The 23,086-nt window shown below is 37.2% G+C and carries 28 protein-coding genes and 1 pseudogene; 11 read left to right on the forward strand and 18 right to left on the reverse strand.

Features of this window, described 5'->3' with window-relative positions:
* Positions 1 to 18: 18 nt before the first annotated feature.
* The 5 genes from IHV11_RS11400 to IHV11_RS11420 form a co-directional block, all read right to left on the reverse strand.
* A complete protein-coding gene (locus tag IHV11_RS11400; RefSeq protein WP_197194682.1) occupies positions 19 to 816 on the reverse strand; it encodes a DeoR/GlpR family DNA-binding transcription regulator in 798 nt (265 codons plus the stop codon).
* Positions 817 to 1,066: 250 nt separating this feature from the next.
* A complete protein-coding gene (locus IHV11_RS11405) occupies positions 1,067 to 1,390 on the reverse strand; it encodes a nucleoside triphosphate pyrophosphohydrolase (RefSeq protein ID WP_197127362.1) in 324 nt (107 codons plus the stop codon).
* Between the two features lie 65 nt (positions 1,391 to 1,455).
* Positions 1,456 to 2,487 (reverse strand): YkvI family membrane protein, encoded by a 1,032-nt coding sequence (locus IHV11_RS11410; protein WP_197194683.1) that lies wholly within the window; start codon positions 2,485 to 2,487, stop codon positions 1,456 to 1,458.
* A gap of 106 nt (positions 2,488 to 2,593) precedes the next feature.
* A complete protein-coding gene (locus tag IHV11_RS11415) occupies positions 2,594 to 3,703 on the reverse strand; it encodes a GGDEF domain-containing protein (RefSeq protein ID WP_197194684.1) in 1,110 nt (369 codons plus the stop codon).
* 176 nt (positions 3,704 to 3,879) lie between these two features.
* Positions 3,880 to 4,161 carry a hypothetical protein gene (locus IHV11_RS11420; protein ID WP_191752768.1) on the reverse strand — a complete coding sequence of 94 codons (282 nt, stop codon included), beginning with the start codon at positions 4,159 to 4,161 and terminating at the stop codon, positions 3,880 to 3,882.
* Positions 4,162 to 4,369: 208 nt separating this feature from the next.
* Between IHV11_RS11420 and IHV11_RS11425 the strand changes: the two genes are divergently transcribed.
* Positions 4,370 to 4,777: a phage holin family protein gene (locus IHV11_RS11425; RefSeq protein WP_312035156.1), complete on the forward strand. Its 408-nt coding sequence runs from the start codon at positions 4,370 to 4,372 to the stop codon at positions 4,775 to 4,777.
* Positions 4,778 to 4,780: 3 nt separating this feature from the next.
* On the opposite strand, the gene IHV11_RS11430 is transcribed toward IHV11_RS11425, so the two are convergent.
* Positions 4,781 to 5,038, reverse strand: coding sequence for a flagellar biosynthesis anti-sigma factor FlgM (locus IHV11_RS11430; RefSeq protein ID WP_171005494.1), 258 nt, complete (start codon positions 5,036 to 5,038; stop codon positions 4,781 to 4,783).
* Positions 5,035 to 5,295 (reverse strand): hypothetical protein, encoded by a 261-nt coding sequence (locus IHV11_RS11435; protein WP_197127359.1) that lies wholly within the window; start codon positions 5,293 to 5,295, stop codon positions 5,035 to 5,037. The genes IHV11_RS11430 and IHV11_RS11435 overlap by 4 nt, the downstream gene beginning before the upstream one ends.
* A gap of 240 nt (positions 5,296 to 5,535) precedes the next feature.
* Here IHV11_RS11435 and IHV11_RS11440 point away from each other — a divergent pair, with 240 nt between their 5' ends.
* Entirely contained in the window at positions 5,536 to 6,837 is a 1,302-nt protein-coding gene (locus IHV11_RS11440) for a purine/pyrimidine permease (RefSeq protein ID WP_197127358.1), read from the forward strand.
* A 46-nt stretch (positions 6,838 to 6,883) separates the two neighbouring features.
* Here IHV11_RS11440 and IHV11_RS11445 read toward each other — a convergent pair whose 3' ends face one another.
* Both IHV11_RS11445 and IHV11_RS11450 read right to left on the reverse strand, forming a co-directional pair.
* Positions 6,884 to 7,768, reverse strand: coding sequence for an alpha/beta fold hydrolase (locus IHV11_RS11445; protein ID WP_197194685.1), 885 nt, complete (start codon positions 7,766 to 7,768; stop codon positions 6,884 to 6,886).
* Positions 7,769 to 8,164, reverse strand: a complete 396-nt coding sequence (locus tag IHV11_RS11450; protein WP_197194686.1) for a hypothetical protein — start codon at positions 8,162 to 8,164, stop codon at positions 7,769 to 7,771.
* Between the two features lie 118 nt (positions 8,165 to 8,282).
* On the opposite strand from IHV11_RS11450, the gene IHV11_RS11455 reads away from it, so the two are divergent.
* Positions 8,283 to 8,831 carry a DUF402 domain-containing protein gene (locus IHV11_RS11455; RefSeq protein ID WP_197194687.1) on the forward strand — a complete coding sequence of 183 codons (549 nt, stop codon included), beginning with the start codon at positions 8,283 to 8,285 and terminating at the stop codon, positions 8,829 to 8,831.
* Between the two features lie 47 nt (positions 8,832 to 8,878).
* On the opposite strand, the gene IHV11_RS11460 is transcribed toward IHV11_RS11455, so the two are convergent.
* Complete coding sequence (locus IHV11_RS11460) at positions 8,879 to 9,115, reverse strand: hypothetical protein (protein WP_197127354.1); 237 nt, start codon at positions 9,113 to 9,115, stop codon at positions 8,879 to 8,881.
* A gap of 117 nt (positions 9,116 to 9,232) precedes the next feature.
* Positions 9,233 to 9,808: a cysteine hydrolase family protein gene (locus IHV11_RS11465; RefSeq protein WP_197194688.1), complete on the reverse strand. Its 576-nt coding sequence runs from the start codon at positions 9,806 to 9,808 to the stop codon at positions 9,233 to 9,235.
* A 145-nt stretch (positions 9,809 to 9,953) separates the two neighbouring features.
* Here IHV11_RS11465 and IHV11_RS11470 point away from each other — a divergent pair, with 145 nt between their 5' ends.
* Positions 9,954 to 10,589, forward strand: a complete 636-nt coding sequence (locus IHV11_RS11470) for a LysE family translocator (protein WP_197194689.1) — start codon at positions 9,954 to 9,956, stop codon at positions 10,587 to 10,589.
* A gap of 43 nt (positions 10,590 to 10,632) precedes the next feature.
* Here IHV11_RS11470 and IHV11_RS11475 read toward each other — a convergent pair whose 3' ends face one another.
* A complete protein-coding gene (locus IHV11_RS11475) occupies positions 10,633 to 11,361 on the reverse strand; it encodes a TraR/DksA C4-type zinc finger protein (RefSeq protein ID WP_197194690.1) in 729 nt (242 codons plus the stop codon).
* A gap of 302 nt (positions 11,362 to 11,663) precedes the next feature.
* Between IHV11_RS11475 and IHV11_RS11480 the strand changes: the two genes are divergently transcribed.
* From IHV11_RS11480 to IHV11_RS11490, 3 genes are all read left to right on the forward strand, one after another.
* Positions 11,664 to 13,160 (forward strand): HD domain-containing phosphohydrolase, encoded by a 1,497-nt coding sequence (locus IHV11_RS11480; RefSeq protein ID WP_197127350.1) that lies wholly within the window; start codon positions 11,664 to 11,666, stop codon positions 13,158 to 13,160.
* 15 nt (positions 13,161 to 13,175) lie between these two features.
* A complete protein-coding gene (locus IHV11_RS11485) occupies positions 13,176 to 13,754 on the forward strand; it encodes a GNAT family N-acetyltransferase (RefSeq protein ID WP_197194691.1) in 579 nt (192 codons plus the stop codon).
* A gap of 79 nt (positions 13,755 to 13,833) precedes the next feature.
* Positions 13,834 to 14,196 (forward strand): hypothetical protein, encoded by a 363-nt coding sequence (locus tag IHV11_RS11490; protein WP_197194692.1) that lies wholly within the window; start codon positions 13,834 to 13,836, stop codon positions 14,194 to 14,196.
* A 39-nt stretch (positions 14,197 to 14,235) separates the two neighbouring features.
* On the opposite strand, the gene IHV11_RS11495 is transcribed toward IHV11_RS11490, so the two are convergent.
* Positions 14,236 to 14,640 carry a hypothetical protein gene (locus tag IHV11_RS11495; protein ID WP_197194693.1) on the reverse strand — a complete coding sequence of 135 codons (405 nt, stop codon included), beginning with the start codon at positions 14,638 to 14,640 and terminating at the stop codon, positions 14,236 to 14,238.
* A 197-nt stretch (positions 14,641 to 14,837) separates the two neighbouring features.
* Here IHV11_RS11495 and IHV11_RS21495 point away from each other — a divergent pair.
* A pseudogene (locus IHV11_RS21495) lies at positions 14,838 to 15,399 on the forward strand (site-2 protease family protein); the annotation flags it as partial.
* An 880-nt stretch (positions 15,400 to 16,279) separates the two neighbouring features.
* Positions 16,280 to 17,302 carry an NlpC/P60 family protein gene (locus IHV11_RS11505; protein ID WP_197194695.1) on the forward strand — a complete coding sequence of 341 codons (1,023 nt, stop codon included), beginning with the start codon at positions 16,280 to 16,282 and terminating at the stop codon, positions 17,300 to 17,302.
* A gap of 50 nt (positions 17,303 to 17,352) precedes the next feature.
* On the opposite strand, the gene IHV11_RS11510 is transcribed toward IHV11_RS11505, so the two are convergent.
* Positions 17,353 to 19,032 (reverse strand): hypothetical protein, encoded by a 1,680-nt coding sequence (locus tag IHV11_RS11510; RefSeq protein WP_197194696.1) that lies wholly within the window; start codon positions 19,030 to 19,032, stop codon positions 17,353 to 17,355.
* Between the two features lie 310 nt (positions 19,033 to 19,342).
* Here IHV11_RS11510 and IHV11_RS11515 point away from each other — a divergent pair, with 310 nt between their 5' ends.
* Together IHV11_RS11515 and IHV11_RS11520 are read left to right on the forward strand one after the other, a co-directional pair.
* Positions 19,343 to 19,768, forward strand: coding sequence for a PH domain-containing protein (locus IHV11_RS11515; protein WP_197194697.1), 426 nt, complete (start codon positions 19,343 to 19,345; stop codon positions 19,766 to 19,768).
* 12 nt (positions 19,769 to 19,780) lie between these two features.
* Positions 19,781 to 20,344, forward strand: coding sequence for an HAD-IIIA family hydrolase (locus tag IHV11_RS11520; protein WP_197194698.1), 564 nt, complete (start codon positions 19,781 to 19,783; stop codon positions 20,342 to 20,344).
* A 91-nt stretch (positions 20,345 to 20,435) separates the two neighbouring features.
* Here the strand turns inward: IHV11_RS11520 and IHV11_RS11525 are convergent, their stop codons facing one another.
* The 4 genes from IHV11_RS11525 to IHV11_RS11540 form a co-directional block, all read right to left on the reverse strand.
* Positions 20,436 to 20,666, reverse strand: coding sequence for a DUF3953 domain-containing protein (locus IHV11_RS11525; RefSeq protein WP_197194699.1), 231 nt, complete (start codon positions 20,664 to 20,666; stop codon positions 20,436 to 20,438).
* Positions 20,667 to 20,685: 19 nt separating this feature from the next.
* On the reverse strand, positions 20,686 to 21,594 hold the full coding sequence (locus IHV11_RS11530; protein WP_370568650.1) for a YitT family protein: 909 nt from the start codon (positions 21,592 to 21,594) through the stop codon (positions 20,686 to 20,688).
* A gap of 20 nt (positions 21,595 to 21,614) precedes the next feature.
* The gene (locus IHV11_RS11535; protein WP_197194700.1) at positions 21,615 to 22,175 is read right to left on the reverse strand and encodes a tyrosine-type recombinase/integrase; all 561 of its coding nucleotides are present in this window, start codon (positions 22,173 to 22,175) and stop codon (positions 21,615 to 21,617) included.
* Positions 22,176 to 22,321: 146 nt separating this feature from the next.
* Positions 22,322 to 23,083, reverse strand: coding sequence for a Nif3-like dinuclear metal center hexameric protein (locus IHV11_RS11540; RefSeq protein WP_197194701.1), 762 nt, complete (start codon positions 23,081 to 23,083; stop codon positions 22,322 to 22,324).
* Between the last annotated feature and the right edge of the window lie 3 nt (positions 23,084 to 23,086).

Here is a 23,086-nt window from a genome sequence, read left to right on the forward strand (position 1 = left end):
GGGTCTTTTATAAGAAAATTATTCTGTTTCTGAAGCTGAGTGCTGCTGGCTTAATTCCGATTGAGCAATTACTACACTAACTCCTTGCTGTTCAATGGCTGACAGATGGTCTCTTTCTGCATCATCATCTGTGATTACAACATCTAGATTGGAAACTGGCCCAACTTTCGCAAACGCGTTAACCCCTATTTTGTAATGTGGAAATACACCGATACTTTTACGGGATACCATTCCAACTGCATTCATAAAAGCAGCTACTTCAGGCGTCGCCGTACTGATACCTCTCTCAGATATCCCGCCACCTGTTGCGAATGAAACATCAAACGAATACTGACCGATTAGATTTGTTACTAGTGCATCCGTCATATTTCCTGATCTCTTCACTTTTCCTCCGACCACATAAAGATCGATGTTATCTTTTTCGCGAAGTATTTCAGCTGTTACAAGAGAGTTTGTCACAACAGTTAATCGGTAGTGTGGAAGATGCTTTACAATCTCATGGTGCATTCCGCCTCCACTTAGGAAAATAGTATCGTTCTCTTTGATGTACTTCACAGCTTCCTTCGCTATTGCTCTCTCATACTTAGATCCTTCTCCAAAACGAACTGCGTTTGATGTAGGTCCTTTTTTTACTTCTGTCACAGGAATTGCGCCACCATGCGTGCGTTTAAGTAGCCCGTTATCCTCTAGAGATGATAAGTCCCGGCGAATAGAATCAATCGAAACTTGGAGGGCATCAGATAATTCTTTTGCAAGCACTCGACCTTCATTCTTAAGCACTTCTAAAATCTTTTCTCTTCTTTCCTCAGAAAACATAATAATTTCCTCCGTTACCTCTTATTTCCACGCGGTACTCTAATCTTATGCTGTTTCATGCTTGTTTGTCAAACTTATTTTGCATGCTTTCTCTTTTTTTATATGAAAACGGGCTAAAACAAGCAGTTCATTAGCTTGTTTTAGCCCGTTTTGATAGGAATATAAATTACGAGTATACAGTGTTGTCAAAGTATGTATTTCTGACAAATACAAATTCTTTAAATTTGTATTTGTCTGGGGTCAGACCCCTTTAGTCTTCTACCTTGATCAGGAAGAGACGCTCGTGAAAACGCCCTTGTTTTTGAGCCTTTTCCTGCCTGATCTCATCCAATTCTCTTAGAGTAAGATCATGTACTTTCGTTAATGCGATCAAGATCTCAAACAGCTCCGCCAGTTCTTCCGCAGCATCTATTTCATTTTTGGCTTCTCGATATTCTTTCACACCTTCTGTTAGCTTTTTCTTCAGTTCTGTTTCGAACTCCTGATTTCCAAGAATCCGAAAAGTTCCTTTCTTCCCAGCCTGTTCAAGCAGTTCTGGTATTTTATCTCGCACTAATTTATTGTAATACGCCATCGGCTCTTTTCCCTTCCAACAATTTCACAACACCTAAAAAAACAATCCTATATAAACGATATGCATCAAGTTAGTTTTTTAGCAGAAACAACACCTAAAAAAATAATTGCGATTATACCAAATACTGGATACAAATAATGAAGAAGCTCAGAATAGCCTACTTGACTCAACAAGTAACTTCCTGTCATCAAAGTAATCAATACAACTTGATTGGATATCCTAACATTTCTTTGCAATGCACCTGCAAGTCCGAAAATGTTACCTATTAATGTTGAGAAAATCTCCCCATAGATCACAATCACAAAAATATAATGTACAGCTACGCCAAGACCTCCTACTATTTCCGCGATTGGTATCTCATAACTCAATACACGCGGAACAGAATAGAGGACATAGTGGCTATTTAATAGAATAAAAGTTAATCCTAAGCCACCTAAAAAGCCGCCCCACTTAATAACCGATTCATCATTAGCTTCTCGTGATAAAGGAACAAGGACAGCTTGTGCAAGGGTTAAGTTAAATGCTGCATAAGCAAATGAACTTACAAGCCATCTCCAATCTCCAACAAAGTCACTTTCAACAAAAAGCTGCCTACCTTCAGATAGATCAAACATTGATACCGACAAAACGATAGAAAAGAATATCATGATGGGGACAATCAATGAGTTTGTCCAAAGAATCCCCTCTATGCCTTTTTTCATAACTAAATAGGTTACGAGTAGTGTAAAAACAATTCCCAATTGAAACGGAAGATGAAGTTGTTCCCAAAACAATGCTCCTGCACCTGATAACATGACTCCAGTGACTCCAAAGAGCATGATCATCATTAAAACGTTGACGATTCTTGAGGCAATCGCTCCAAACAAGTATTGATTCATCTCATCAAAAGAAGTTGCACCTAGTCGCTTTGCCATGATCATTAGCTTTGTACCAATCATGATAAAAAGGAAGCCACTGATCAGAATGCCGGCAAATCCAGCTGAGCCGTATCTAGTAAAAAATTCAACGATTTCTCTTCCAGTAGCAAACCCAGCACCGACAACAGTGCCGATGTAAGTGGCGGCTATCTGCAGTATTTGTTTCATTCGACTACTCATGCCCTCACCTCCATGGCCATATCTTTTACAAACATATGCATGGACAAGGATTTTAGAAGAAAAAGAAAAAACAGCAAGATATCTCTTGCTGCAAATAAGTGACTTATTAAATATGTATAGCTTCACTGTATCCTTCAGTAATGACTCTATTCTTCCCTTGCCTCTTTGCAACGTACAAGCTATTGTCGGCACCTTCAAAGAATGCCTGTTTATGCATGCCTCTTCTGTACGTTTGCAACCCTGTACTAATTGTTATATGTTCTTCCTTAACTTCAGGGTGTTCAAGCCTTTGTATGACCAATCGTACTTTTTCTAATAAAGTAAAGGCTTCTTCCTCATTTATATCATTTAAGATAACAACAAATTCTTCTCCGCCGTAGCGTGCGACAAAATCATCTGTAGTGACATTATCTTTTATCGCTTTCGCAATTCGTTTTAAGACGACATCTCCAATTCCGTGACCATATGTATCGTTGATCTTCTTAAAATTGTCAATATCCATCACCGCTAAATGGACGGGATAATGGTATGTTTCTGCTTGAAGCAACAACACATCCATATATTCATAAAACGCCATATGATTATACAGCCCTGTTAGTGCATCTGTTTTCACTTGCTTCTCCATAATTGTTGACTTAACCATTAAATCTTGATGATCTGCCTGCGCTTTGTTAAGCTCTTTTGCCATCTCATAACCTCTACTCATAATTCCAACACAGATTGCTGTTGATGTTAAGAGAATGCATATCATTGAGACTTGATCCATGACAGCATTCATATTTCTTATGACCGGATGGAAATTGGAGATCAGCAGATAGGTAAGTGAGCTAAGAGCAAACGACAGCCACACTTTCTTCTTTTTAAAATAAATGGTCGATATCAACATAGGGAAAAACAGACTCGTATACATGACATACATTTCATAGTGCACGCTGATTAAAATTGCGGAGAACATACTCGCTGTCCAAATAATGATGTAATCTATGTATTTTGTTTTCTTTATAAAACTCCATTCAGCCAAACTAACCATAGAAATCAAAAGCGCTGTCGGCAGAATAATGTACATCCCAATAAATTCTTGTAATGGCCTAGCTGTAAAAAAACTATTAATGACCTCTACACACACTGACACAAAGATTACAACCCAAAATACATTTATGATTTTTCGATTCCAAGCAATGTGATTTAGGTGTGCAGGCAGGTGTTTTTTCCCCAATACATTCACCTCATCTACACGTATCCAAAATCATTATAACATTTTTTTCCTTCTTTCATTTTATTTTCTATATTATTTCTTTTCCAACACATGGCTCTTTTTTAAAAAAATCCTACACATATAAAACGAAAAACGCACAGCAAAATGAATCTGCTGTGCGGTTATTTTAAGGTTATTTATTTTATTTTCACACGTTTCTTTTTAGGTAGTTTATCAAGGAGCCAGCCTCTGCCCACTTCACAAAAACGAATCGGCATCTCAAGTGTCGCGAGTATCTTATCCTTTCCATGAATGGTAAGTAACCCTGTCTCATCGTTCACTTGATCAACAACTGCATTTTCAGTACCAGAGAGCGGAAACGCCCATTTGTTGTTACCAGGATCCTTGATCTTAATCATTCTTCCGTCACAAGTTACTTTGTGGCAATGTGGAGGCAAGCCTAACGTAATTTTATTCATTGCATTTCTTTCCTCCCTTTCCGGATTTGTTTTATTGTAACAGATATAGTGCGTGTCTGACTCTATATTTTTTTAATTTTTCGACTATTTAACACATTTGAAATAAAGCTTCAAAAAATTAGGGGACGAGTAGTAGGTAATCGCCAAATCGAATTGGTTTGTACAAACATATACTATACAAATTGGAGTTCAAAGGGGGAACGATCGAGTGGAAAAATGGTCCATGCTATACAACATGACTGTAGTATCACTAGGAGCAGTTGCCAGCTTCTTATTTGGTACACCAAGCATGTTATTTAAGACACTTGTCTTATTTATTGTATTAGACTATTTAACTGGTATGGCTGCTTCAGCCTACGAAGGCAGATTAAACAGCAAAGAGGGCTTTAGAGGAATACTAAAAAAAATGATCATATTTGCGATCGTCGCAGCAGCCCATTCTCTCGACCAATTGCTAGGTGGAAATTACATTCATTCCGCTACTATCTTTTTTTATTTATCTAATGAATTGTTATCAATCATTGAGAATGCAGGAAGAATGAATGTTCCGATTCCTGAGTTCATAAAAAATGCCGTTTCTCTGTTAAGACAGAAAAACGACAATCAAAATAAGTAATGTTTAATTGGAATAAAATTGTGAGATCTTTTTTGCGATCGCTTGCGCATCGATCTGGTATTCACCAGCATCAATGCGTTTTTTAATATCTAATAATTTCTTTTCTCTTATGTTTAATTGAGCATTTTCATGCAGCACTTTTGCCTCGTTAGATATGTATAGTTCGTCTTTAGCAAATGATGGCGGCTTTACAGAAGGCTGCTGATACACTTTATTCACATCATATTTTCGCTGAACGGGTTGTTGTCCATCAATTCTCATGATTTCACCTCTTCTGTGTATTGAAATGTGCCAAGCCATTTCCATTGATCATCATAATCCAAGTTGTCCAACAGTCGGAAGAACAATTCTTGTCCTGATGTATCCCATTTTACTTCGAACTCATTTCCGTTTTCTTTATCCTTACAAAAAGAATGAATCCACTGTGAAGTAAACAAGTAAGGCGTAAACTGTTCAAAGTCTAATAGATGTTTCTCTAACAATTGAATGACATCATCATGTGTAAGTTTATGCATCATTAGAATCGTCCTTTGTTTGTGGTCGTCTTAACCTGTATCTATATAATTCGGCCACTACCATTTTTTTGAGGGTATACAAATAAAATAATTCACATTTTTTTCTAATGTTCGTTATCAATACTTTCTTGCTTTATGGAGTTTTACCCGCTATACCTACATTTATAAACATCTTTCCTTTCTACGAATCAAGTGAAAGGTCTATAATGAATAGTGACGAAATACATAACAGAAGGTGTTTACATGAAATTAACGTTTTCTTCTCTTCAATGGATGGTTTTTATCCTTGCGGGTAGTTTAGTAGCTCCTATCGCTATTGGTGATGCATTTGGAATGACACAAGCAGAGACTGCAGATCTTTTACAACGTTCATTCTTAATTATTGGAGTGTCTGCGATTCTGCAAGCACTTTTCGGACATAAGCTTCCGATCAATGAAGGACCTGCTGGATTATGGTGGGGTGTTTTTACCGTTTACGCGGGGATTGTAGCTTCAGGGGCATTAACGGTTGCTGACGGGCTGCAGCAACTTACAGCGGGAATGCTGATCAGCGGCGTTCTTTTTCTACTGCTTGGAATGTTTCGCATCATAAGTTCGGTCAGAGCTCTCTTTACTCCTTTAGTTACCGGCACTTACTTAATCCTTCTCGTCTCACAGTTGAGTGGTTCTTTTATTAAAGGTATGCTCGGGATTGGATATCTGCAGGAAGGTGCAGATAGCAAAGTGGCTCTCACATCACTCTTCATCTTAATTTTATCTATCGTTCTAGGAAAGTCTCGTGTGAAATGGTTAAGAAGTTATTCCATCTTGATCTCTTTGTTACTTGGTTGGGGATTGTTCAGAATCTTGAACTTAACAAAAGAAACGATGCATAGCAATACGACTTTTGCTTTTCCAGAGTTACTAGCTTGGGGGATGCCAGAACTATCTTCCGGAACGATAATAACTTCTCTATTCGTAGGCATGCTCTTACTTACGAACATGGTAGCTAGTATTAACGTCGTCGAAAAAGCGTATGAAACAGAGAAAAAAGATTATGAACCTATCAATTATAATCGATCATCAATCATGATGGGTATAAACACGTGGATAGCTGGTCTATTTTCAGCAGTTGCAAGTGTACCCATCTCAGGTTCAGCAGGCTTTATACTAACTACAAAAATGTTCAGCAAACTAGCATTCATTATAGGAAACGCACTTATTATCTTGATTAGTTTTTTTCCGCCACTTACTTTTTTCTTTGCTGGTATTCCTGCTCCGGTAGGATATGCAACCATATTCCTCCCTTTTTCTAGTATGATTGGTTTAGCTTTCAAAGAATATAGATCCGAGCTAAAGTCGGAAAATAATCTCTTTATTATCAGTACTTCTCTTATGGTTGGAATCGGGAGTCTCTTCATTCCTGCTGCCGCTTTAAAAGAATGGCCAAATATTATCGTAACGCTATTAAGCAACGGCCTGATCATGGGGATGCTAACATGTATGATTCTTGAACAGTTCTATAAACGAAGAAATTCGCATCAGCATGTGCAGAAAGAAGACTAATAAATAGAAAAGGGCTCCCTCATTGTAGGGAGCCCTTTTCTAGCAATCATCTAAAAGATCTCTCTGAAACAGGTATTTCCGAGTGAAACTTTAATATGGCCGCTGCTAGTTCTTTGGCATGATCAAACATCATTAGATGTGTTGAATTAGGGATAATCACAGTCTCACTGTAAGGCAATCCTACCTTTGCCTGACCAATGAACTTTAATGATTGTTGGAAATGTCCTTCATTTTCTGCGGGTAGAAATAGAACAGGCGATTGAACCTTCTTATACCAAGTTAAGAAATCTATATAATAGATTTCGGATATAATCTTCTGCATCGTTTGGCCTGTAGTAATATTACCTACTTTTCCGTTCTCTTTCATGCGTGGTTCATATTCTGCTACATAATTGGCCCGTTCCTTATTCCATGGCAACCATTGCTCTCTATAGACCTGTTGAAATTCTTCTATCGATTCGTAATCCGGATCTAGTTGTCCTTCAAATTTAGCAAGGTGCTCTTCTAACGTCTCATCATTAAGACCATTCTCACCTGTATCGTTAATGATCGCGCCGTCTATGTTTGCGAGTGACAGAACTCTATCCTGACGCATCGCTGTAAAATACAACCCTACCATACACCCGTAAGAGCTTCCTACAAGATGTGATTTTTCAATCTCAAAATGATTCATTACACTTTCTAAATCCTTCGCGGTATCCTCGAAAGAGTATCCATAATCGGGTTGATCAGATTTCCCATGTCCACGAAGATCATAACTTATTATTCTATAATGATCTCTCAAGAATGGAATTACTGGATTCCAGGCTTTCACTGTACCACCAAGATAGTGAATTAAAATCAACGGATTTCCCAAACCGCCATAATCATAACCTGTAAGCATTGTTCCATCATGTGATTGTATCTTATGTTGATCAAACGGAATATCCATCTATTTCACCTCCTCTTTCATACGCTTCTGTAAATTTGATTTTGAACGAGTATTGATTTCGTTCAGTTTATTTCGAATATCTTGTTCGATATCTCTTTGGAAGAACGTTGCAAACTTGCAAAGATAAGCAATACTGTCAGCAATTTCTTTCCCAATATCTTCAGCAACTTCTTCCTTTGCGAGTTTAAAAGCCTTCTCCCCTTCAACACCTTCTTCTTTCATCTCATACGCTCTATTTAACATTCTTCTTAATTCTTCAGCAATCTCCGCTATCTCTGTCGTTAATAGCATGTGATTTAGCAAAAGGGATTCCGTGCTTTTGCCAGCACCATCTTGACTAATCTCCCATCCTTTTTGCAGTTGAAAATCCTCTAACTCTTTATGCATGCTTTTCATGATTTACAACCCCTCCGTTTAAAACCATTCTATCTACATATTTCTCCACAATTTTACATAAACCTTTTTTACAATCAATAAATGTAGGTTATAATATTACCGAATATGGAGGTTCACTATGGAACATAAAACAGCAGATCGGCCAAATTGGAAAAGAGTAACAGACAAACATTTTGAAGTAACGCATAAAGAAAGTTCTTGCTTTAAAGGGAAAGTTACAGCGATTCATTTGAAACAAGTTTCTGAACCATTAGTTGTAAACTATAAAGAGAATAAGATATGTATTGCTGACTCTGGCTATACATGGATGCAACATTTTCCTGAGGGAGAAAAATACACGATCACCACGGTATTGGACGATAACGGCGAGGTTGTACAATTCTATATTGATATGTGTGGGGATCATGGAGTTGATGATAGAGGTATACCTTGGTTTGATGACCTTTATTTAGATATCGTTATTCTTCCTGAAAAAGAGCTCTTTCTTTTAGATGATGATGAATTGATGAAAGCCTTTCAAAAAGGGGATATCAATGAAGAGCAAATGAAACTTGCACATGAAACGGCTCAAAAGATTATTTCAATGCATAAAGAAGGCAAGTTTGAACAACTAGAAACATGCATTGAGCATGCTACAGAATGGAAACAAGCAAAAAAATTTTCTTAATCAAAGAGATTATTAAAAAACCAGAGGGCATATCCCTCTGGTTTCATCTATTTGTTCATATTGTTGTTTTTCTCTAAAAAACGCAAAGCATCCTCTACTTCATCTAACACTTGTGATCCGATGATTCCCTCTTCCTCATCTAAGAAAGTGACTTGGAAATAACCACTTTCTCCTTGTGGAACATACCGCATTCTAACAAGTTCAGGCTGCTGATCTTCTTCTCTCCAAAACTCCAATTCTTGTTCTGGATTGTTCATCAATTTTTCTATTTGATCACTATTCATCTGTAAGACACCTCTAGATTACTCTGATTAATTTAGTATATACATTTTTACCCTAAATAAAATCCTATAAACCATTAGCAGTATACGACATTTCCTGGGGAATATTGTCTATGTCTGTTATTGCATGTAAGGAGAAGTCCTAACCCATCGTGTTAAAGCTTCTTCTGTACTTATTATTTCCGCAAATTCTTGATGAAGGTGAGCAAGAGCAGACTCATGGACATCTTGAGCTGAGAACACTTTTTCATCATAAGAATGAATTTTAAATGCAGCAGTTGCATCATGGATTAAAGACACTCCAAAACCGTAATTTGCTGCCATTCTTGTGGTTGTAGATACACAGTGGTTTGTTGTTAAACCTATTATCACAATGTGTTCGATACCCTCTTTTTCTAATGCGTCTTTAAGCTCTGTACCAATAAATGCACTATTAACATTCTTAATAAAAAGAAGTTCATCTTCTTTAGGTTCAAATCCTGTTTTCAACTGATAACCTAATTTTGAAGGATGCAATGGAGAGTGTTCATTTTCTGATTGGTGCTGGACATGAAAGACAGGCAATCCTACCTCTCGAAAGGCACCAAGTAATATAAGCATATTCACTTCAGCATTTGCATTATTTCGTTCTCCCCAGAAATCTGTTTCATCAAATCCTTTTTGAACATCAACAATAAGCAAACCTGCTTTTTTCACATTACAATCTCCTTATATTCAGACTGTGCTTCCTATTACATTACATTTTCGATGTGACTTTAATTTTTCCTTCCGTACTATTTCTGATCTAAATCTCATATTTTGTAAGTACCTTAGACAAGCCACATGAAAAGGGGGGCACCCTTTGAACGAAATCATGATATTGAGTATTCATTTCGTTACGCTTGGTATCAGTTTAGCTATTCCAATCGGCCCTGTTAAACTTGAGATGATTAAGCATGGATTATACGGTGGTTTTTGGCCATCTTGGCTCGTTGGAATCGGGGCAGTTTGTGCAGATATATTGTTTATGTCATTTATCTTCCTAGGACTCTCGCCTTTCCTACACGAGAGATGGATTACAGTCTGCATGTTGATAACCGGTATTATGATGCTTAGTTACTTAGGAATTTCATCCATCAGAAATTCCGTTACATCCTTGCCTTTATTCGAAGAAAATAAAAAAGGCGTCAAAAAACCTTTTTGGACAGGTTTTGTCATCGCTCTTATGAATCCATATAATTTTATGTTTTGGTTTGGTGTTTATGGTGGTTCACTTCAAAGCATACCTTCTGCAACAAGTGCATTGTTAAGAATTGGGTTAAGTTTTTGTATAATAGTAGGAATTATTCTATGGAACCTTAACGTAGCCTTTACCGTTCATTTTTTTCGTACGCTCATTAATGATTTTACAATAAGGTGGCTAGCAAGATTAGCTGGAATCGGTTTACTTGCCTTCTCTAGCTTCCTTACCTATAAATTATTCACATTGTTTTTATAAACCAAAAGGCGCTGCCTATATATAGTCAGCGCCTCGTGTCTTTTTACTTATCATACTTTTCTCTATCTGACTGCTTGCCCTCTTCCCTGTCCAACTCTTCTTCATATTCTTCATGATTTTTATTTTGAACAATACTTCTTTCTTTTCCAGTAATGTCAGTAGCAACAAAACTTTCATAATCTTCTACAAATCCTTCATCATCATCTGAATCTTCATACATCTCGTTGTAGTCTCTCTTATCAGGATCAGTGAAGTCTGATGGAGTTTCACTCGTTCCATACTTGGCCACGGACTGCCATGTATCTTCTCCATCAAAAAAAGTCGCATCCTTATTGTCATTGCTTCTTGTTTTATAATCAGGTCCAATTACCTCTTCTTCAATCGGACGATCATCTGATGAGTTTTGTGCAGGGCTATGTTCTTTACAATAAAGCGTATAAGGTACAATTTCTAACCGCTCTTTTAAAATATCTTGGCCACACGTTTTACAAACTCCGTAATCACCTGTCTCAATACTTTTTAAAGCTACATCTATATCTTCAAGTTCTTTTTCATGAAGATCATTTAACGCAATATCTTTTTCTTTTTCAAATAATTCAGTGCCAAGATCACCAGGATGATTATCATAATTTGAAAGTTCACCTGTTGATTCTTTCGGAAATTCTGAATCATTACCAAATGAGTCGTTTCTTTCCCTCATTCCTTTTATCTCTTCTTTTCGTGATAATAAAATTTGCTTAAAATGGTCCATTTCTTGTGTAGATAATGCCATGATTCAATCTCCCTTCCTACTTCCGTATACCATTTCATACCCGTTATTACTAATAATTATCCATCCTGTGTATTTTGCACCACTATCATACATGCTATACTTAGTGCCAAACCTTCTTGTTCTCCAGTCAATTACTATCAATAATTTTCATTTCTTCTGAACCCATAACTCATAAATGAAGCGTAATACCTAGTTATTATCAAAAAATGTTAAAAAGTGTTGAAAAATCGCTTTTTTTCCAACTTTTTGTAAGGTATGCTAATAATATCTTTTAAAAGTCATAGTAAGAAAGGCGGGGGAACATGAAGATATATGAGAATTTTGAAAAACGTTTATTAAAAAATTACGTGATTGGTTCAACCGCTGCCGTATTAGGAGTCGGAGGGGTATTTGTTTTTACCACACTCCGTTTATCAACCTTCGAATTTTTAGTTTTGTGTGGTATTCTCCTTATTTCTAGTATGATTATGTTTTCTCTTGAATTTGTTTTTTTCCGTATGCATACAGCCGTTTTTAAAAATTATTTCTCGAAACAACAACCTGCCATACAGCTCGCAGAAAAAGCATATTTTCACGCGCACCATTTCCCGATAAGAACGGTTAAACGAATTCTTGGTCCACATTTATTCGGGTTATCTATACCTGCACTATGTCTAACAGCTATTGCGATCTCGTCAGGTTATTTGTCACTCCCCTATTATTACATGTATCTCGCATCACTCGGAGCTATCTTAGTGGCAGGTATGCATGCGATCATTGAATTCTTTTTGACGACGAAAGCTGTTCAGCCTGTGCTTCGAAACATTCAGGAAAGAACGCTTAAGGACCATGGGAAGATATTGTCTTTAGCAACCTCTAAACACATATCTATTCAACGAAAAATTCAATGGAGCACCTTATTTATTGGAACATTTCCATTGCTGTTGTTCGCACTCGCGAATCAAGTACGCTTATATCATTTATCCGCACCTGTAAACGGATCTTATTGGAGTTGGGCTTTCTTCATCTTATTGATCGGTATTTCTTTTGCTATCTATGGAGCATACTTATTGTTTAAAGATATTCAACAGCCTATGAACGAACTTCAAACAGGCATGCATGAGGTCCGCACTGGAAATTCTAATGCGAAAGTCAACGATCTGTATTCAGATGAGTTCTCTAAACTTATAAAAGGCTTTAATCATATGGCTCAAGCTATACAATCTCGTGAACATGAAAATAAACAGCTGCTCGAAAGTTTTTTCGCGACGATGGCTGCCACTTTGGATGCACGTGATCCTTACACAGCGGGGCATAGCTTACGAGTTGCCGATTATGCAATGAAGATCGGTCAGATGGCAGGACTGCCGTTTCAACAATTGGTACAACTTCGAAAAGCAGCTCTTTTACATGATATAGGAAAAATCGGTATACCCGATGTCGTCTTATTGAAAGAATCTAAATTAACTTCAGAAGAATTTGAACAAATAAAAAAGCATCCAGTAATAGGTGCTGACATCCTAGCGCAAGTTCAGCCTTATGATGCGATGCAACCATTGCTTCCTGGTGTTCGTTATCATCATGAACGCTATGATGGTAACGGCTATCCTGAACAGCTAGCTGGAGAAAACATCCCTATTTTCGGAAGAATCATTGCTGTAGCCGATGCTTATGATGCGATGACATCTGATAGACCATACCGGAAAGGGATGACCCATGAAAAAGCATTGGCTATCTTAGAGGATGGAAAAGGTACACAATGGGATCCATACTTAACCCAACTATTTATAGAAGAGATGTCGTTAAAATCTATTTCTTAATACAGGAGGTAATTATTGAATACATACGATCATTTTCCAGTCATTGAAACCGATAGGCTAAGACTAAGACCTGTTATTCAATCAGATGTAAAGGAAATATACGAAACCTTCTCTGATGGTGACGCACTTCAATTCTATGGGATGGAACCTTTAAAAACAGAGGAAGAAGCTTATGAGCTTATTCAAGCGTTCGAAAAAGGATTTACAACAGGAAGCTCCATCCGTTGGGGAATCATTCTAAAAGAACAAGATAAACTCATCGGAACATGCGGATTTCATAATTGGAGCAAAGCAGACAGAAGAACAGAACTCGGCTATGAACTAAATCGTGCATATTGGCATAATGGATTCATGAATGAAGCATTACGAGCGATTCTTCATTATGGTTTCAATGGGATCGAATTTAACAGAATTGCTGCTGTGATCAGACCGGAAAACAATTCTTCACGCTCACTTGTAACTAAACTTGGTTTTCAAGAAGAAGCATTACTTCACGAACACCAAAGAGTTGGAGATCATTATTATGATATGTACATCTATTCCTTACTAAAAAAGAACGCTGATCTATATGGACAAGAAGCTAAGAGTATTTAGCTTCTTTTTTTCTTTTCTACGTAATAGGTTTCAAAATAGCTTACTAGAGGTATGAAAAGGAAAAAGGAGGTATTCGAGAATGGAGCAAAAAGGAACGTTTTATGTAACAGCTAAAGGCGATATGGAGCCCCTTCCTACTGATGATCATGTGCATTATTTTGAGATTCAAGCTTCTTATGATGAAAAGCAACAGCTAGAGCATCTGTTTGCTAAAATGCACGCTAACAATAAACAAGAAGGATTGGATATTTTCTCACCGAAAAGACACTTTTCTGAATCACATGCCCAATACCATCGAGGAAAAGACAGTAAGCTTGTGTACGAACTGTTTAGGAACCTCTACTTATTAGGAACTGAAAAAACGAAGCGAGAAATTGAAGAGATGGAAGTTTTGTCTGAATTATACGAAGCTAGCCATGATACAATCGAAAAAGTAAAATAGCACCGGAATTTTTCCGGTGCCTTTTCTTGTTGAGCAACTCTATTCCCACTCTATCGTTCCATCTTCTTTAATCCAAAACCTTACCATTCCTAAATCATCCAATGCATGTCTGATCGTATTTGCTTTTTCACGATAACTTGGAGTGTCGGGATGAGCAAGTACTAATGTCTTAGCAGGGTTTTTTTCATGACTTTTTAGCAGATTTACAAATTTCAGACAAAATTCATTCTGGTTTTGATAGCCAGTTATTTCAGACATATTCCCTTCCGCTGCGATCAGAAGTGTATGATATTCATTTGTTGCAGTCAAATCTACGCCGTCAATCTCATTGCACGTTTCAGTCTCATAGCCTTCGCGTAATAAATATCCTTCTACTGCTTTAATCACTTCTGCTTTGTTCATTACAAATGCATCACTAATATATGGATGGTCATGTAGAGCCAAACTCATCACTCCTTCTTATCTATAACAGCATTCGCAACACTTTCCTATCAATAGAGGGGTACTTAAATGTCGTATACCCCTATTTTTCAATCAAAAAACCGTCTATAAAGGAATTTTCTTAAAAGAGAAACTTCTTTCCCCTTTTAACGTATTTCCTTTAAGATAGAAATAAGAAACTATAGTTGGGGGATTCATACATGGCTCAAAAAGCTGAAAAACAAAACCAATCCCGTATATGGACCGTCATAGCGGGAATAGGTTTGTTTCTGTTAAGTAAATTAAAGTGGGTGTTCAGCCTACTAAAATTAGGGAAATTCGCAACACTCATCTCCATGTTTATATCACTTGGTGCATACGCGGCATTTTATGGCTGGAAATTCGCAGTAGCGATCGTATATCTAATTTTTGTGCATGAGATGGGCCATTTAGTCGCTGCTAAACAAAAAGGAATAAAAACATCGCCCGCGATATTTATCCCCTTTATGGGTGCCGCGATCGGTATGAAAGAGTTGCCTAAAAATGCTAAAGATGAAGCCTATATCGCTTATGCAGGACCGTTGTTCGGGTTATTATCTTTCTTACCAGCTGTGTTTCTGTATGAAACGACTGCAGAACCATTCTGGGGCTTGGTCATCTTTTTAGGGGCTCTGATCAACTTATTTAATTTGTTCCCTGTCTCACCACTCGATGGCGGAAGAATCGTTGGAGTTCTGTCTACTAAGATCTGGTTTATTGGTTTATTACTTGTTCTGCCTTACTTGTTCATATCACCTGACCCAATCATTTTCTTAATCTTCATTTTCGGTATCCTAACATGGTGGAAACGAGTTCGTGAAGACTTTGAACAAAACAAACTGAAAGAAACACTTACTTTGTTTCAATCAGAACAAGATAAACTCACTGAGATTAATCAGGAGATGGATGAATACAAGGACATGCCGAACTTTGGTTATATCATCGGTACGTATTTAGAAGATGTGCGCGTTGCAAAAGATAGACTAAAGCGAAACATGCCCACCGGGTATTCGTTCCCTGTTCTGCAGGATAAAAAGAAAATTCGTAAGCATCGTACATTAGTGGAAATAGAAATTTTAAACAACCGAGAACGGTTCCTACAAACACTCTTAGAAGAATATGAGAGCAATCAACGTCAGAAAGAATATATTCATAACATGTATAAAGAAGCTGATCCTGAAGAGTTGGCAACTATACCAGAGCTCTCAAACTTTAGCCACAGCAGCTTGTTTGAAGCGTATGAACAAAGCTTGTTAACTGAAAAAGCAAACATCGAGAAACAATTTGAACAAACTAAAAACTATTACGTCTCAAACACCAAAACAAAAGTGATCGTGTTGATCATGTATCTATTGTTAGCAGGAGTCTTGTCTGCTTTTGTTGTTTACGGAAATCAGCTTATGGATGCAAACCGTTTTTTAATAAGCTAGACCTATCAAACACCTCTTAAAGGAGGTGTTTTTTTCATCCCTCTTTTTACCTGCAATCTTTCATTTCTAGTACATAAGCTACAGATGATCCAAAACATACATAAGGCTATTCGACTTATCTTTTGCAAGTATAAAAGGAATGCCAAACCAAAAACACGAATGATGTAGAAAAATAGAAAAGGAGCGAAGGTGCTATGAAAAAAATAGTAAAAATATTATTTTCACTTGCTGTGTTACTTGGTATATTTTCAAACACAGTTTCAGCTGAAAAAGGAGCAACAAACAAAGATATTGTTGGGAAAGATATGTATGTGAATGTTGCTGCAGCAACCCTTTGGGTAGGACCAGATGCAGCAAGACCTGTTGATGATCCATCGGTTTCTTACCCCGTTGACTTAAGAAGCTGGACAACCAGTATGACGTATGAAGAAAAGCTTTGGTTAGTAGGCGAACTTGAAACACAAGCGCTATATGGTCAAAAAGTACATATTTTGGAACAACAAGGTGATTGGGTAAAAGTTGCGGTCTATGGCCAGCCTACCCCTAGAAATGAGCTTGGATATCCAGGGTGGATGCCGCTAGCACAATTAACTTATTCTGAGCACTTTAAAAAAGCTGAAGGAAAACAATTTGCATTGATTACAAGTCCAACTGCTTGGCTTACTAAAGGACCATTTGGACATAAAAAAGATCTTGAATTAAGCTACAACACGAAGTTGCCAGTTATTAAGAAACTAGCAAAAACGATTGCCGTTTTAACACCTCAAGGAAAAGTTCGTTGGCTTAATGCGAAAGATGCAAAAGTGTATAGAAGTGAAAGTGATATTCCGGTTCCAACAGGCGAAGAACTCGTAGAAGAAGCTAAGAAATTTCTAGGTCTTCCTTATTTATGGGCTGGAGCTTCAGGGTTTGGCTTTGATTGTTCTGGATTTACACACACCATCCATAAAGCAAACGGCATAACAATTCCACGAGACTCTGGCCCACAATCTAAGGAAGGGCTGATCGTTGATAAAGAGCAACTGCAGCCTGGGGATCTCATGTTCTTTGCTTATGATGAAGGAAAAGGACGCGTTCATCATGTAGCGATGTATGCCGGGAACGGTATGATGATCCACTCTCCAAATACAGCATCTACAGTAAGACTCGATCCGATCTCAACACCTGCTTATGCTGTAGAATTCTCAGGAGCACGAAGATATATTCCACAACCTTAACAAAAGAGCAGAGCACAATGAAATGTGCTCTGCCTTTTTATTATCATCAATTATTCTAAACCTTCTATTGTCATTTCTGTTACAGGTAAAAATGCTTCTCCCGTATTTTGATAAGTAACGTTAACTTTATCTTGTTCTTTTAAATAGATAGCTAGAGGACTGTTTTCTGAAGATACGATGTAGCTCTTACGGTTATCCAGCAAGAAGGATACAATCGTATAATCCCCTACTTTTTCTTTATAAACGCGAAGCACGGCACCTGTTATCTGTTTTTCCTCTGCATTTGATGTTCCATCAACTGTACCTCCACCTCGCTGTAAAGCGGTTTTGTATTGCTTTATTGCAGCATTCGGTGTATTTGCATATACCGAGATCTCTGGATTTGCGGCAGAGACGATAAAATAGTTTTGTAGAAATCCATTCGAATCTAGAACAGGGGTCAGCCAGCTTGCTTCTCCATAGAAGTTATACAATACGGGCATCTCACCGTCCCATTTTTTCTCGATAAACTTCTTTTCTATGATCTCTAAAGCTCCTTCAGAATCCATATAAGACTCTTCAAGATTACCAGTAAAATAGGTCGCCTTCCCCGTTCTTGCATCTGTTAATGAATAACCGAGCATAGAGTCGACTCCCTCTTTCGGGCTTGTGAAGTCGGTAAAGTAAAACATATCACCATTCTCATCAAAGATTGGGCTTACATTAGCTTCCGTTCCTTCATCAGATGGAAGCTTCACATCCTTTTTACCGAATTTACTGTTCCAGAATCCATGCACATAGTTACCAAAGTAACTGTTTTGCAGGCTAACTGTTTCTGGAGATACTGCGCCATCAATAAAGGCTGGAATGTCCTTGATGTGATAATTTTTTGTATTTCCATTTTCAGGATCTGTTACGACAATACCTTTTACTTTAAATCCGTTACGCGCAGATATGAATTCTCCATAGGAGCGAATATAAAACGGCTTTCCATCATCATCGATCTCTAGTTGTGGATCGCCATAGAAAATGTATTCTGGATAACTTGAGCGCATATGTCGTTCAACGTTTTTATTAAAATAAGAAGATGGTGTATAAGTCATTTCTGATTTAATAAACTTCGGGTTGGCCGAAGAATCGGTAGCACTCAATGTAAAATACCCTGGGGTCACATCGCCATTCCACCACTTAAAAAGTCCAGAGAATTCAACAGGTGCAATATAGACGTATTTTCCGTCCACTTTTTGAATCTGTAGATTTCCTAATTCATAAAAGCTTGTGTTTGGCACTTGCCCGAAAGACTTTCTCATTTTATTTCTTGCAAACTTGGGCGGTACACTTGCCGGAGTTTCTTTCTCATCAAAAGACTCGATCTCTGTCTTTTCTGCCATTTTGGATGACTGATACTTTTCACTAGCGTTAAATAAACCAGCAGACAGAAAAAAGATACCAATAATCAAGCTAATAAGGAACAAAGCCAGCTTGATCAATCTTTCTTTGCCTGTCGCAAAAAACGCACCAATGGCTGTAACAATAATCGCAAGTATCCAGATTGACGAAAAATTGCGATCCAGATTCGTTATATAATAGAAAACAAATATTGCAGGAATGGTACAAATAGTAACACTAATCATAGTACCAGTAAGGTTGTTTTTCTTTTCTTTTTTTACAGGCTTTTTGCCGCTAGAGATCGGAAAGATCACTAATGCTGCGGCTAGACCCACAATGATGGAAAATAACAAGATGTTCATAAACTATCCCCTTTTTTAACATTTACTTCTTTACCCTATTAATCAATACGACTGAATATGTAAAAAGTTCCATAACAAATACAATACGAGAAATTTAACTTCCTAAAAACAATAAGTCTCCAGATTCAACTCTACTTCCATTATAATGGAATAAAAAGGATGTATTTTCCTCGTTCCTTAGATTGATAGGCTATTCTGTACTAATCGTTACTTTGTTCCCTAACCTACTTCCTTTTTTGATTAATTATTATCTACCTAAAAGCATACAAGTTCCTTTATCTATTATTTTTTTTAAAGGAGTTGTCACAAAATGAAATACCCCTCAAAAAAAGATTGGTGGCTTGGATTGATTCTCTTTGGCGCCACCGGTTATGGCGCTTATATCAGTACATACGCCTTACTTTCAGAAAAAGCAAATCTGTTAGGAATACTGATTACAATCATCATTAATCTTACCTTAATCGCGTTTATCAGTTGGCTTTGGTTTACAACCTACTACGTTTTAGCAGAAAAAGAACTGATCATTAGATGTGGTCCGATCCACAAAAGAATCCCATATCGTGAAATTTCATCTGCCCATAAAACGTTGAATCCAATTTCCAGCCCAGCTCTATCCTTAAAACGTATCAATATTACGTATCAGTTTGGAATGGCTCTTATCTCCCCTAAGAATAGGGATGAGTTTTTACAAGAACTTAGTAAACGATGTCCGAATGCAACAATCAAATTTGATTAGGAGCTGATATAGATGAATGGAGCTTTTCAAGCTGTTTTTTTAGATCGTGACGGAACGATTGGCGGTTCAGACCAGATAGAATATCCAGGGGATTTTAAACTTTTTCATTTTACTGAAGAAGTGATTCAAACACTCAAATTTCATAATATTTCCGTCTTTTCTTTCACTAATCAGCCTGGAATCAGTCGTGGTGATGCATGCGTAGAAGATTTTATCAGTGAATTAAGTGCGTTTGGATTTGATGATGTTTATCTTTGTCCGCATCACCATACAGAGAGCTGTGATTGCAGAAAGCCTGCCATCGGCATGCTGAAGGAGGCGGCAAGTGATCATAATCTTGATCTATCAAAGTGTATCGTGATTGGTGACCGGTGGACAGATATGCTTGCTGCCAAATCTGCTGGTTGCATAGCAATATTAGTACAAACTGGCTCTGGAAAAGCTTCGTGGAATCAAAATCATACTTCTTCTAATATTCAACCTGATCATGTCGCTGCAACGTTAAAAGAAGGAGTGGAATGGTTGTTTGAACAAACAATCATCGACCAAGAAAAAAGAAGAAGCGCTCCTTTCTAAAAGATATTTACTCTCACATCCTTTTTTTTCACGAAAATAACCAAAAGAAAAAACGCCTCGAAAAAAGACGAGGCGTTTTAACATTAAAACATTAAACGATAAAGGATTGTACAGAAACATAAAAGTTCACAGCAAATGCAAAAAAGCAGAGATAACTTATCCATTTTTTCTTTTTTTGCCACTCTTCAAATCCTATAACAAGTAATAATAATGCAACTCCAAGAGACGTATATGGTGTTAAATCATGATTTCCTGTAGATAACCCATATACAGCAAGCAATAAAACGACTGCAGAGAAAGCAATTTTCAAAATACCGAACAAGTTACACTCTCCCTCTATTTTAGTGAATTCCCTTTTTCTTAAACCTTCCGCCTTTTACTTCAGCAATATCAGCAATCGCTAGAAAGGCACTCGTATCAAATTCATCGACAATATCTTTGAGCTTTGCCTCTTCTAGACGAGTGATCACACAGAATACAACACCTTTTTCGTCACCTGTATACGCGCCTTCACCTTTTAGATAGGTAACTCCACGTCCTAAGCGATGAAGGATGGCGTCCCCGATCTCTTTATGATTATCACTAATGATCCATGCGGACTTCGATTCTTCGAGACCTGTAATCGTTAAGTCAATCGTCTTGAATGCAATAAAGTAAGCGATTAGTGAATACATAGCTCTATCCCAAGTGAAAACAAAACCTGCTGCTCCAAGAATAAAAATATTAAAGAACATGATAATTTCACCAACAGAAAAAGGCAGTTTGTTATTTGAGAGTATAGCTAAGATTTCTGTACCATCTAAAGATCCACCACTTCGGATTACCATTCCAATTCCGACACCGATAAATATGCCTCCAAAAACAGTCGCTAATAATAAATCGTCTGTAAAAGGTGGAACAGGATGTAATAATGTTGTTGCGATTGAAAGAACGATGATTCCATATAATGTTGAGATCGCAAATGTTTTTCCGATCTGCTTATAACCAACAAAAATAAACGGTAAGTTTAATGTGAATAGAAAGAGTCCTAATTTTAATCCTGTGATGTGAGATAGCATGATCGAGATACCAGCTATGCCACCATCAATAACATTGTTTGGTACTAAGAATATTTCTAATCCAACTGCCATCAGTATGGCTCCGAACGTTATGAGGATCGCTCTTGTAGCAAGTTTTCCTTTCGTTAATTTCTTGTGTTGTTTTTTTATCTGGTCCATGGCCTGTGCATTTGTTATCGCTTCTTCTGTCATAAGTACCTCCACACTTTCCCTTATAATCTTACGTCAATCTGCGTTTTAATGGGATCTTCCCTAGAGATCCCAAGATATTTAAGTGTTTCAGAAGGACTTGAATGGTTGAAATGCCTTTGCAATAGAGATATGGCTACTCCCCTTTTATAGGCATGGTAGCCGAATGTTTTACGCAGCGAGTTCGTGCCAATTTTACCTTTGATCCCCGCATGTTCTGCAGCTTGATGAATGACTCGATAAGCTTGCTGTCGAGTAATCGGCAACTTTGTTTTTTTAGATAGAAATAAAAAATCCTCTCGCTTTAGATCTGCACATTCAACATACTGAATAATGATCTTTTTAACTGTTTCGTTTAAGAATACCTCTTTATTCCCCTCTTTATTAGGGACAGAATAAAAATCATGAACGATGAGATCTTCCGAAAGTAAATCTTTTACTTGTATGCAAAGTAATTCAGTAATTTTTAAACCCGTGTTGATTCCTAAAACAAATAAAACATAATCACGTACCGAGTTTTTCTTTAAATAACGTTTAATCGCATTGATCTCTTTAATATCTCTTAAAGCTTCAACATATTCCATCTGAATATCCACCTTATATGATGTTACTTAATACTATTATATCAAACGGTTATGTAACATTAAAAATATATGCTCAAAGTTACTCCTTTATTAATCTCTGCTTTCATAAAGAAAAAAACCTCCTTAGAATAGAAGGTTTTTAACATTTAACATGATTCTATATGTTCTTCGTTTATCTTAACCACTTTTACATTTGGATAATGTTTCTGAATTCGAAAAACTAAGTTCTCTACACCGAAGATTTCAGTATATGTGTGACTTCCAACATATAAGGAAATGCCTGCAAAATTTGCATACTGAACAGAATATAACGTTCGTTCTCCCGTAATAAATGCATCGCAGTTCTGTTTCTTCGCATACTCAAGGAGTGCTGTATTATTTCCTGCACCAGTAAGGATACCTACTTTGTTAATCCGCCGATCGTGATTTTTCCATGCTTTTACTGGTTCTTCCATTACATGTTCAAGTCGTTCTTTTAGTTCCAAAAAAGTAAGTGGCTCATGAAAAATGCCGATGCCTGGAAACTCTTGATTATCCTTAAATGAGGATAAACTCGTAATCTCATCAATATCTATCCGTTCGAATAAAGCTGTACTCGTCCCAAATTCCACAAAATCAAGTGGATAATGAGTAAAGTAATGCGATATATGATGTTTCTTTAACGCATCCACACACACTTCTTTCATTCCGTAAACAAAATCCCAAGCATCGTGATGAGTGATCAATAGATCTGCTCTGCTAATATGCGCTTTCTCCACAGTCTCTGGGGTTAAATTTGTCGCATAAGCGATTACTTTAATCTCTTTCTCAACCTTATGCGTAAAGCCGTATTCACCCTCGTCTTCAAATTCCTTGATCCACCTTCCAAAAAGCTGTGTCATCAATATCTCGAAATCTCCAGTATTCATAAC

Origin of the sequence: Fictibacillus sp. 26RED30 (assembly GCF_015903845.1) — a bacterium.
Taxonomy (GTDB): Bacteria; Bacillota; Bacilli; order Bacillales; family Fictibacillaceae; genus Fictibacillus; species Fictibacillus phosphorivorans.